The organism is Psychroserpens damuponensis, from assembly GCF_000826655.1.
Lineage (GTDB): Bacteria > Bacteroidota > Bacteroidia > Flavobacteriales > Flavobacteriaceae > Psychroserpens > Psychroserpens damuponensis.
This window is the reverse complement of sequence record NZ_JXJO01000004.1, coordinates 137403-149391: the sequence shown is the minus strand read 5'-3', so window position 1 is coordinate 149391 and position 11989 is coordinate 137403. Positions and strand designations below refer to the sequence as shown.

The window sequence follows — 11989 nt, the reverse complement described above, 5'->3', positions numbered from 1 at the left end:
CATCCTGAACTTGTTTCAGGATCTCATTATCAAAATAATATTAGTTAGAATTTTTCAATTTTCCTTTCATTCCATCCCAACGCAATTTCCTAATAAATTGACCTTGCTCTTCAGTCACTAACTGTGTAATATTTTGCTTGTTAGCCTTAAAATAACCAGCCATATAATTCTTAAAAAGCATAAAGCTTTTCTTTTTGTAGGCTAGTTTCAATGCCGAAATTAGAGTTATTGTAAATCCGTAACGCATTTTGTACATCGCTTCACCTTGCATGTGTTTTGATGCTTTGTTATAGCTAACTCCTGTTGGCTTTAAATGTTTAACGTGTAGAGATTCGTCGGTTAATAAGTCCCAATTGTAATATTTTGCCAATAACTCATCAACCGTATCCCAACCCATTGATGGTTTGAGTTTTCCAATGTCTAAAAAGCATTGTTTTCTATAAGCTTTAAGCGCACCTCTAATATGATCTTTTCGTGTGAGATTCTCTAAAACCCATTTGTTGCTTTTTTCTATATAGCAAAATCCAGCGACCATACCTAAGTATTCATTTTGATGAAAATGAGATTCTAATTGCTCTAAGTAGTTCTTCGGAAATATTAAATCTGCATCAAATTTGCATATCACATCATAGTTTTGGTCTAGGGTTTCAAAACCTTTGTAAAATGCGTTGATAATTTTTGAACCAGGAAGATGCTTGTTAGAAGAAACTGAATTTACAATCGAAATATTTGCATATTGATTGACATAGTTTTCTACAATTTGTTGCGTATCATCAGTAGAATTATCATTCACAACTACAATTTGTTTTGCAGGTAACGATTGATTCACCAAAGACTCTAAAGTTTGAGCAATGCAATCTTCTTCGTTATGTGCAGGAATGATGATGTAGAAGTTCAATAGTAGTAATTTAAAGTTCAAAGTTAAACTTTAATAATTCAAAAAAGAAACCGAATTTTTATTCTGAAATTCGTTCAGCATAAATAATATAATATCGTGGTGTAAACCATCTCAAAATAGGTCTAATGCCGATTTTTTTGGTTGGGTTGGTCCATTTTTCTGAAGCCATTATTTTCCATCCTGCTTTTTCTAAAAGCCAATCAAATTGCCAATCTTCAAATTCATGATAATGTCTATCACGCATATCTGTTTTACTTCTATAAGCTGAAGAAAACCACAGTCGCATTGGGATACTTGCTACTAATTTATCTGCTTTGATAGATTGTAATACCGTAAAAGGCGAGAGAAGATGTTCAAAAATTTCAAATGCCGTGACAACATCTGTTTGAGAATTTTCAATTTCCGAAGTATTTATGTCTAAATCAATTCCTGAAGTGTTTTCAACTGAGAAACCTTGTGATTTTAAAATCTCAGACAACGGATTTTCAACACCCAAATCTAATATAGATTGTGAGGTGTTGACATGTTGTTTTAAAAACTCAACCGTGTGTTTAAATCGTTTGTTTGGGAATGTGTTTTCGTACATGTTACTTTTCTTCAGGAACGAGAAATTTAGTGATATATTAGTTTAGAATTAAATTATTATACATTTTTGGATCAAATATAATAACACCATTTGTGGTTTACAGTTTAATTGTTGATAATTATTTTTATTTTAGAAAAGCATCCATAAATTCTGTAAAACTCTTTTAATTACTATGAGGATAGTATTGGTTCTTTTCACACTTTTAGTTTTAAGTAAATCGTATAGCCAAAATCTTTCAGATGACTTGTTAATTTACTATCCTTTTAATGGAGATGTTATTGATAGCAGTGGTAATAATTACGATGGAACTGTTTTTGGAACTACATTTGGTGACGACAGGTTTGGAAACCCTAATTCAGCTGTTTATTTTGATGGAGTTAATGATTTTATTAATTTACCTAATATCATAGAACTTAAACCAAATTTACCAGTTTCTTTCGCCTTTTGGGTAAAGTACGATGATTTAACTTATGAAAATTCTACCGTATTTAATACTTCTTTTGAGGAAAATGTAAATACTGGTGCATATATGAACATTCAAAGTAGTACTGGGAAATATCAAATTAGTTATGGTGACGGCTCAAATTCTTATAATGGTAATTCTAGGCGAACATATACTAGTAATGGAATAATTCAACCTAATGAATGGCACCACATTACAATTGTTATAAACTCAGCACAAAGCATGAAAATATATATTGACTGTGTTGAAAATGGAGGTAATTATTCAGGTTCAGGTGGTCAATTGCAATATTCTAATTTGTCAGGAGTTATCGGCAGACACGACAGAAGTTTAACCAATTCCGCAGATTATTTTAAAGGAACTATAGATGATTTTAGATATTGGAATAGAGAGCTTACAGATGATGATGTGTATGAGTTATTGGGAATAAATTATAGCATTATTGATACTGATAATCCAACAGATTGTAGCACAGATGATGGAGAAATCATCATTTCGGGTTTAAGCGGAAATGCAACCTACACCATAACTTATAATTTTGAAGGCACCTTAGTAACACGTTCAGAAGTTTCCGAAGCAAACGGAAACATTACAATTTCAAATTTAGCAGCAGGAGTTTACAGTACGATTACAGTTACAGAAGATGCTACAGATTGTACAGATACTCTTGGAGACATAGAATTAACGTCTTCGTCATTATCTGCATCCATTTCGTTTACAAATTTATCAGATTGTAGCACAGATGATGGAGAAATCATCATTTCGGGTTTAAGCGGAAATGCAATTTACACCATAACTTATAATTTTGAAGGCAACTTAGTAACACGTTCAGAAGTTTCCGAAGCCAACGGAAACATTACAATTTCAAATTTAGCAGCAGGAGTTTACAGTACGATTACAGTTACAGAAGATGCTACAGATTGTACAGATACTCTTGGTGACATAGAATTAACGTCTTCGTCATTATCTGCATCGATTTCGTTTACAAATTTATCAGATTGTAGCACAGATGATGGAGAAATCATCATTTCGGGTTTAAGCGGAAATGCAACCTACACCATAACTTATAATTTTGAAGGCACCTTAGTAACACGTTCAGAAGTTTCCGAAGCAAACGGAAACATTACAATTTCAAATTTAGCAGCAGGAATTTACAGCGCGATTACAGTTACAGAAGATGCTACAGATTGTACAGATACTCTTGGAGACATAGAATTAACGTCTTCGTCATTATCTGCATCGATTTCGTTTACAAATTTATCAGATTGTGGTATAGATGATGGAGAAATCGTAATCTATAATCTAATTCCTAATACAGAATATACCTTAACCTATAATATTGGTTCTAATGAAACAATTACACAAATAACAAACGATAATGGATTCTTTATAGTTTCAGGTTTGAGTTCAGGTATATACTCAAATATCAAATTGTTAGATGTTGCTAATGACTGTATTGCAGATTTAGGAATTTTAGAATTAAGTTGTCTTAATTCATTCGATTGTTTTAAAATTAGAAAGTTCTTCACTCCAAATGGAGATGGATTTAAGGATACTTGGTATTTAGAACAATTATCTAATGAATGTATCTATACCCTATTTATTTTTGATAGATATGGAAAACTGCTAAGAACGTTAAATAATAACGATAGTAGGTGGGATGGAACTTATAATGGTTCTAAAATGCCATCAAGTGATTATTGGTATTTAGTAGAATACAGAAATTCTAAAGGCACTCCATTAGAATTTAGATCACACTTTAGTCTAAAAAGATAATTACTGTTTGTAAACCATCGCATTAATATTCATACCTGCACCAACACTTGCAAATAAAACAACATCACCTTTATGGATGGTTTGGTCTTTAAGTTCGCCTTTTAAAATCATGTTGTATAATGTAGGAACTGTGGCTACGCTTGAGTTACCAAGTGTATTTATGGTCATTGGCATGATTCCTTTTGGCATATCCATATTGTAAAGTTTATAAAAACGTTTTACAATCGCTTCATCCATTTTTTCATTAGCTTGATGTATCAATATCTTTTTAACGTCTTTTATATTATAGCCACTTTTATCCAAACATGATTTTAAAGCTAGAGGTACATTAGTTAGCGCAAATTCATAAATTTTACGACCATACATTTTAATATAACGACGTTGATCTGTAGTTTCAGGTTTATTAGTTTCTCCAAAGAATATAAAATGTGCTTCGTCTAAAGCGTAAGTTGCAGATTCGTGCGCAATAATGCCACCATCTTCTAAAGATTCTTCCACGATTACAGCTCCAGCACCATCACTGTAAATCATGGAGTCACGATCATGTTTGTCAACCACTCGAGATAAGGTTTCGGTACCAATCACTAAACAGCGTTTTGCAATACCAGAAGCAATAAAGGCTTTGGCTTGTATCACGCCTTCAATCCAACCTGGACAACCAAATAATAGGTCGTAGCCTACACATTTTGGGTTTGAAATTTTTAGTAAATGTTTTACTCTAGAGGCAATGCTTGGTACAGTATCACTTTGTTCTGCATCGTGTTTTACGTCACCATAATTGTGTGCAACAATGATGTAATCTAAGGTTTCCTTATCTATTTTTGCATCTGTAATAGCTTTTTCTGCAGCAAAAAACGCAATATCAGAGTTTAATAATTCTGGTTTTATATAACGTCTTTCTTGAATTCCTGTAATGGCTTTGAATTTCTCAACAATAACTTCATTTGTGCTATTTATAGTAGAACCATCGGCATTTAAAAATTCGTGATTAAAAAAATCTTCATTTTTCTCAATTCTACTAGGGATAAAACTTCCAGTTCCAGTTATTTTAATACTCATAAATTAGGGTTTCCTTTAAGACATAATCAAACATGGCAATATACTAACATTAAATTAAACGTTAATTTTCAAAAAATCAAATTATACGATGTTCAAATTTGTTTAATTATGCTTCTTCCATATAAGCTTCAATAGGAGCACAAGAACAAATAAGGTTTCGATCACCGTAAGCGTCATCAACACGACGAACGCTAGGCCAAAATTTATTATCCCTAACAAACTCCAATGGGAATGCTGCTTGCTGACGTGTATAAGGTAAATTCCAGTCGTCTGCAGTGATCATCTCTAAGGTATGTGGTGCGTTTTTTAGTGTGTTATTTGCATCTTCTTTACTCACACTATCAATTTCTTTTTTAATAGAAATCATTGCATCACAAAAACGATCCATTTCTTGTTTGCTCTCACTTTCAGTAGGTTCTATCATCATTGTTCCGGCAACTGGAAATGAAACAGTTGGCGCATGAAAGCCATAATCCATTAATCGCTTTGCGATATCTACGACTTCAATACCATTAGCTTTGAAATTACGACAGTCAATTATCATTTCGTGTGCTGCTCTTCCTTTTTCTCCTGAATATAACGTTGGATAATGATCTTTTAAACGTTCTTTTATATAGTTAGCGTTTAATATGGCAATTTCTGTAGCTTTTTTAAGTCCTTTATGGCCTAACATTTTAATATAACCATATGAAATTAAACAAGCTAATGCCGAACCATAAGGTGCTGCCGAAATTGCAGTAATAGATTGGTGACCGCCAGTTTTTACAATTGGATTACCTGGTAAAAAAGGAACTAATTGCTCTGCAACGCAAATTGGCCCAACTCCAGGTCCACCTCCTCCATGAGGTATCGCGAATGTTTTGTGTAAATTAAGGTGGCACACATCTGCTCCAATATTTCCTGGATTTGTTAATCCAACTTGTGCGTTCATATTGGCACCATCCATGTAAACTTGTCCGCCATTATCATGAATAATTTTAGTAATATCTTTAATAGCAGATTCATAAACGCCATGCGTAGATGGATAAGTAACCATCAATGCCGATAAATTATCTTTGTGTAATTCTGCTTTTTCACGTAGATCGTCTACATCAATATTTCCATTTTCTGAGGCTTTTGTAACTACAACTTTCATGCCTGCCATTACTGCACTTGCTGGATTTGTTCCGTGAGCAGAAGAAGGAATTAAGCAAATGTTTCTATGGTGGTCTCCACGAGATTCGTGGTAAGCTTTAATAACCATTAAACCTGCAAATTCTCCTTGCGCTCCAGAATTTGGTTGTAATGACGTGGCTGCGAAACCAGTAATTTCTGTTAATTGGTTTTCTAAAGCATTTAACATCAATTTGTAGCCTATAGGTTGATCTAATGGAACAAATGGATGAATACTTCCCCAATTTGGTGTGCTTAATGGTAACATTTCGGCAGCAGCATTTAATTTCATTGTACAAGAACCTAATGAAATCATAGAGTGATTTAATGCTAAATCCTTACGTTCTAAGGTTTTTATATAACGCATTAATTCGGTCTCAGAGTGATGTGTATTAAAAACAGCAACCGTTAAAAAATCGGACTTACGTTTTAAATGCTCGGGAATTGTTGTATTCTCAGATCTCGTTTCAATTCTATCTGTAGTCTTTTCTGTAACGCTTTCAAAAATGTCTATAATTTCGTTTAAATCTGAAATTGAAGTAGTTTCATTTATAGAAATTGTCACCGTATTGGTGTCAGGATAGTGAAAATTAACTTCTCTTTTTTCGGCTTCATACTTTGTTTTTACCGCATCTGCTTTAATTTGTATCGTATCAAAGTAATGTGAGTTCACTTGCTCCAATTCTAGTTTTTCTAGGGCGTTTGCTAGTGTAGATGTTGCATCTTTTATTGTGTCTGCAATATGTGTTAAACCTTTAGGGCCATGATATACAGCGTACATTCCTGCCATCACGGCTAATAATACTTGGGCAGTACAAATGTTAGAGGTTGCTTTATCTCTTTTTATATGTTGCTCGCGTGTTTGTAAAGCCATGCGTAAAGCACGATTATCATTTACATCTTTTGTAACACCAATAATTCGTCCAGGCACATCACGTTTGTAGGCTTCTTTAGTTGCAAAATAAGCTGCATGTGGTCCGCCATAACCCATTGGGATTCCAAAACGCTGCGTAGTACCAACAACTACGTCTGCTCCAAATTTACCTGGAGCCTCTAGTTTTACTAAGCTTAAAATATCTGCAGCAACAGCGACTTTTATGTGTTCTGCATTTGCTTTTTCAATAAATGATTTAATGTCTGTGATTTGTCCGTTTTTACCTGGATATTGTAGTAAGGCTCCAAAATACTCATCAGAAAGGTTATATTCTGCTTCGTTTCCAATGATAAGTTCAATACCAATAGGATTTGCTCTAGTTTCTAAAAGGTCTATTGTTTGTGGTAATACTAAATCTGAAACAAAAAACTTATTGACATTTCTTTTCTTTTGATCTCTTGATCTAATCGCGAAAAGCATTCCCATAGCTTCTGCAGCAGCTGTACTTTCATCTAAAAGCGATGCGTTAGCAATTTCCATTCCTGTAAGGTCAATAACCATGGTTTGAAAATTTAATAAGGCTTCTAAACGACCTTGAGCAATTTCTGCTTGATAAGGTGTGTACGCTGTATACCAACCTGGATTTTCTAGGATGTTACGTTGTATAACTGCTGGTAAAATCGTGGGATGATATCCTAAGCCTATATAGGTTTTATAAATTTTATTGAGTTTAGATAATTCATTGATATGTGACGAATATTCAAATTCACTCATAGCTGACTCTAAGTCTAAGTGTTTATTTAAACGAATATCATCTGGTATCGTTTCAAAAATAAGTTGTTCTAAACTATCAACACCAATGGCATCAAGCATTAATTTTTGATCTGTTTCTCTTGGACCAATATGACGTAGTGAAAAATCTGCTGTATTCATGAAGTTATTTGAGTTGTGTTTTGTTTTGCAAAATTAATGAAATATTGAGGGTATTTTGTTAATGAAATTGAAACTTTTCAACCAAAATAATGGGTTATTAACAGTTTGCCTATTTTTGTATAATGCGTGTCTTAAAATCTCTTTTTGATTTTTATATTAATAGTAGTATCCATGTTGCTTTAGCAGTGTTTGCTTTGTCGTGGATCACATTGCTGCAGTTTGATATTGCATATGATAAAAACATACTTTTTTTTGTTTTTTTCGCTACTATAACTGGGTATAATTTTGTGAAGTATTTTGGCTTAGCAAAATTTCATCATCGTAGTTTAGCAAAGTGGTTGAAAACAATTCAGGTATTTTCAGGATTTAGTTTTATGCTCATGTGTTATTTTGCATCTAAACTTGAGTTTGAAACCTTAATTTATATTGGTGTTTTTGGTTTAGCTACTTTTTTATATGCGATACCTATTTTACCTAAAAAAATATTTTTAGATCAACAAAAAAACCTACGAAGTATAGCAGGCCTCAAAGTCTATATCATTGCATTAATTTGGTCTGGTGTTACTGTTTTTTTGCCATTACTAAATAATCATGTTGATATTATGGATGACATCCTAATAACAGCATTACAGCGTTTTCTTTATGTATTGGTATTAATGTTGCCTTTTGAGATTAGAGATTTAAACTTTGATAATTTAAAATTGGCAACGATTCCGCAGAAAATAGGAGTAAAGCAGACTAAAATTGTCGGCTTGTTGTTACTACTTGTATTTTCTTTGTTGAACTACTTCAAAGATGATGTAGCTATTAACGTTTTAATAAGCACGATAATAGTTTCTTTAATTACACTATTGTTTTTAGTGTTTTCAAAACAAAACCAACACAAATATTATAGTGCATTTTGGGTAGAAAGTTTACCCATAGTGTGGCTAGGGATTTTACTGGTGATTAGCTAATTCTTTTTGAAATGCAGCGTTTAATTTTTCTTTAGCAGAGACATCCATAGTTTTTACTTTAGGATTGCTTACTAACTTTGATAATTTGCTGTTTCTACTTGTGTATTTGCGGCAAGCTCGACAGTAAATTAGATGTATAGTAAGTATAACTTTTTCTCTAAAGTTAGCCTCTTTATACTGATTTTTGTCGCAAATATGACTTGCTTCTTGACAACTTAATTTTAGTTTACTCATAATTTAAAACCAATTTTTTTCCATACAGGCAGCCATAGCGGTTCTTGCTCTATGTATGATTACCCAAAGGTTAGACGCAGTAATTTCTAATTCATTACAAATAGCTTCAGTTTCGTAATTTAATAATGTTTTCATTTTAAAAACATTAGCTTGTTTCTCTGGTAATTTACTAATACAATCATGAATTGCAGCACCTAATTCTGAGTTTTCTATAGAGTCTTCAGCAGTTTTATCAAAAGGATCTGCAACACGCTCTTCAAGCCAATCACCTTCATTTTCATCACTGTTGTAAGACATTCTAACTTCGGCTTTCCCTTTTTTAGAATTGATTTTACGGTAATGATCTATAATTTTTCTTTTTAATATCGAAATGAGCCAAGTACGTTCACTCGCTTCTCCTTTAAAATTTTTCATAGATTTTAATCCAGCCACAAATGTGTCCTGAACTAAATCTTGAGCAATCTCTCTATCATTAACACGCGTTATGGTGTAGTTAAATAGATAATCAGAATATAATTTAATCCATTGATTAGGATCTATAACATGTTTTGGCATCTATAGTATTGAAAAAATTTACCTCAAAAATAATGTAAATTTGTTAGTTAATCTAATAATACATTTATAGGGTTCTTTTGTTCTTGACACTAACCTCAGACCCTTCTGCAAGAATTATAGATGTAGGTGCTAGAGTATTTAAGTGTTTAAACGGTGTCCATATTTAGCTTCAAATCTATATTTATCATATGATTCGTCACTTTTAACTGTCGCCAATATGGATGTACCACCTCATGTTTGTAGGTTTTGTTTTTATGTTTTGTGTAGCCAAAATAATGTTCTGTTATACATTGTGCAATAGAGTAATCTGCCATTGCAGTAAACTTAGCGCCTGTTTCTATAGCTATAGATTGCCATTTATTATTGAATTTCCATTAGTATTCAAATGTTTTTGAAAGGTCACTTTGTGTCCATAGATGTTTCATTTCCGCAGTAAAATAATACTCATGATATATAGAATTAGCTACTAAAGTTATTAATGGCTTAGGCGCAATTTCTTTGATGAAAACAACACCACGTTTTCCATGTCGTTTAACATAAAACCTGAGGTTCACGTCTTCAAAATTGATGTGATTTGGTAATTTTACACTCAATTCTTTGGTGTTCATAAACATGAATCCAACGATACTCACGTTATAGTTGCCATTAAAACTCTCTAGTTTTGTGCCTAATGGCACTTAGGATTGTAATAGATTTGGGTAAATTTCATAATTAATAAGGATGAGATTTTTTTAATGGGCTTTTATAAAATTCATGTTAAGAATTTATAAGGTCATCTAAGGCAATTTCAATATTTGTATGTAAGAATTTGAAGTTGTTGTTTAGTAAGCGCTCCGGAATTACATTTCTACTTTTTAAAACCAATTCTGGTTCTGTGCCTATTAGTTTGGCTCCTAATTTTATAAGCCATTTGGGTTGCGAAATGCCAAAAGGAACGTTCATCACTTTTCTAAAAGCTTTCATTAATGTGATATTGTTTGTGGGCTTTGGTACGGCTAGATTAAAATTGCCATCAAGACTATTATGCGCAATTAAAAAGTCTATGGCTCTTGCAAAATCGAGCTCATGAATCCAACTTACTTTTTGAAAACCTGACGCTTGTTTGCCTCCTAAACCAAATTTGGTGAGGTGTTTTAAAGGTTCTGTTGCGCCTCCATGTTTTCCCATTACGATTGATGTGCGTAACGCAATTTTTCTAGTTTTTGGGTTGGTGATGGAGTAAAATGCTTGTTCCCAGGATTTAGCGATATTCATAGAAAAATCGTCTCCAATCTCACCAGTTTTTTCGGTCATTTGTTTATCTGTTGAATGTCTGTATATTGTTGCGGTAGAGGAGTTAAACCACACTTTTGGCGGATTATCACATAAATTAATTGCCAACCCTAGAGCATGTGTAGAATCTACTCGAGAATCTAAAATGTGCTTTTTGTTGTCGTTTGTATATCGACAATCTACAGATTTCCCTGTGAGATTAATGAGCACATCGCTTTGTTCTAGAATGTTAGTCCATTTATCTAGATCTTTGGCATTCCAATAGATGTCATTATCTCGTTTTACGGTTCTGGTTAAAATATATACTGTATGGCCTTTTTTTGTAAAGTAGTTTTCTAGAACTTGACCTAAAAATCCGCTACCTCCAGCTATTGTTATTGTATTCATTATTTTAGTATTAAAATGGTTAATAAAATAAGGACTCTGTAAAGTACCCAAGTGTATGTTAAGTAGCTTGGTAATTTTAGTAATTTCACTCTTCTCTTATGCTCTAAAAACATGATAATAATTGTGATGCCAAAACCAATTAAAAGTGTCGTTTTTGAAATTTGAAAACTAGAATTTATAATTAATAAAGGTACTAATAGCAAACTGCCCATAAGTGAAATGGTCATCACATTTCCGAAGTAATTAAGAATCGTCTTTGTATCTAATTTATAAATTAGCACACCTTGAAACAGTAATTGGCCAATGGTAATGATGCCTTCTCTTAAAAGCGTTCCGTGTGGTAATTGTGTGATGTTTTTAGAAAAATGAAACAACGTAAACATGGTGACGATTGCTGCAAATAGTATATATAACAAACGATACTTTACATTAAAACTTGGTATACATTGTAGTTTTTTTGTTGTGTTACCTTCACTTGGAATAATCACTTTACGGTTATATGATATAAACGAATAGAGTTTTTTTAAAACAACCTTTACCGGTTTTAGTTGACCGATGTTTTCAATAATTGGAAATCTATATCCGAGAACTTTCAGCAAACTATCAATGCCATAAATCACAGTTTTGTTTTTGTTGTCTACTAAAGCGATTTCATTTGAAGCACGTTCAAGGTCAATGAAATCTAGATTGTCATTAGAGAGTGAACTGTATGGTTGTCTGCCGTTTTGATCTAACATTCCAGTTTTTATAAAACCAGAGGTGTAGACTTGACATAACGGACAATTCTCATCATATAGCAAGGTGTGGTGTTCTAGTGTTTTCATTGTTTTTGGATTAGATAAGT

At 32.8% G+C, this 11989-nt stretch carries 10 protein-coding genes and 1 pseudogene; 2 read left to right on the top strand and 9 right to left on the bottom strand.

Annotation, left to right across the window (positions count from 1 at the left end; translation table 11 throughout):
• Positions 1-40 precede the first annotated feature (40 nt).
• Both TD29_RS03050 and TD29_RS03045 read right to left on the bottom strand, forming a co-directional pair.
• Positions 41-898 carry a glycosyltransferase family 2 protein gene (locus TD29_RS03050; protein WP_040278817.1) on the bottom strand — a complete coding sequence of 286 codons (858 nt, stop codon included), beginning with the start codon at positions 896-898 and terminating at the stop codon, positions 41-43.
• Between the two features lie 58 nt (positions 899-956).
• Positions 957-1484, bottom strand: coding sequence for a methyltransferase domain-containing protein (locus TD29_RS03045; RefSeq protein WP_040278816.1), 528 nt, complete (start codon positions 1482-1484; stop codon positions 957-959).
• Between the two features lie 172 nt (positions 1485-1656).
• Between TD29_RS03045 and TD29_RS03040 the strand changes: the two genes are divergently transcribed.
• Positions 1657-3723: a T9SS type B sorting domain-containing protein gene (locus TD29_RS03040; protein WP_084203376.1), complete on the top strand. Its 2067-nt coding sequence runs from the start codon at positions 1657-1659 to the stop codon at positions 3721-3723.
• Here the strand turns inward: TD29_RS03040 and TD29_RS03035 are convergent, their stop codons facing one another.
• Positions 3724-4782, bottom strand: coding sequence for a 3-oxoacyl-ACP synthase III family protein (locus TD29_RS03035; protein WP_040278813.1), 1059 nt, complete (start codon positions 4780-4782; stop codon positions 3724-3726).
• Positions 4783-4888: 106 nt separating this feature from the next.
• Entirely contained in the window at positions 4889-7741 is a 2853-nt protein-coding gene (gene gcvP / locus TD29_RS03030; RefSeq protein WP_040278812.1) for an aminomethyl-transferring glycine dehydrogenase, read from the bottom strand.
• Between the two features lie 338 nt (positions 7742-8079).
• Here gcvP and TD29_RS03025 point away from each other — a divergent pair, with 338 nt between their 5' ends.
• Complete coding sequence (locus TD29_RS03025; protein ID WP_316931847.1) at positions 8080-8697, top strand: UbiA prenyltransferase family protein; 618 nt, start codon at positions 8080-8082, stop codon at positions 8695-8697.
• Here TD29_RS03025 and TD29_RS03020 read toward each other — a convergent pair.
• The 5 genes and pseudogenes from TD29_RS03020 to TD29_RS03000 form a co-directional block, all read right to left on the bottom strand.
• Positions 8680-8931: a hypothetical protein gene (locus TD29_RS03020; RefSeq protein ID WP_040278808.1), complete on the bottom strand. Its 252-nt coding sequence runs from the start codon at positions 8929-8931 to the stop codon at positions 8680-8682. The two genes, TD29_RS03025 and TD29_RS03020, sit on opposite strands and share 18 nt — an antisense overlap.
• A gap of 3 nt (positions 8932-8934) precedes the next feature.
• Complete coding sequence (locus tag TD29_RS03015) at positions 8935-9486, bottom strand: sigma-70 family RNA polymerase sigma factor (protein ID WP_040278807.1); 552 nt, start codon at positions 9484-9486, stop codon at positions 8935-8937.
• A gap of 146 nt (positions 9487-9632) precedes the next feature.
• Positions 9633-10118: pseudogene (locus TD29_RS18760) on the bottom strand (DUF2071 domain-containing protein).
• Between the two features lie 124 nt (positions 10119-10242).
• Positions 10243-11145: a TIGR01777 family oxidoreductase gene (locus TD29_RS03005; protein ID WP_040278806.1), complete on the bottom strand. Its 903-nt coding sequence runs from the start codon at positions 11143-11145 to the stop codon at positions 10243-10245.
• Complete coding sequence (locus TD29_RS03000) at positions 11145-11969, bottom strand: thiol-disulfide oxidoreductase DCC family protein (protein WP_040278804.1); 825 nt, start codon at positions 11967-11969, stop codon at positions 11145-11147. Before TD29_RS03000 ends, TD29_RS03005 begins: the two co-directional genes overlap by 1 nt.
• Positions 11970-11989 lie beyond the last annotated feature (20 nt).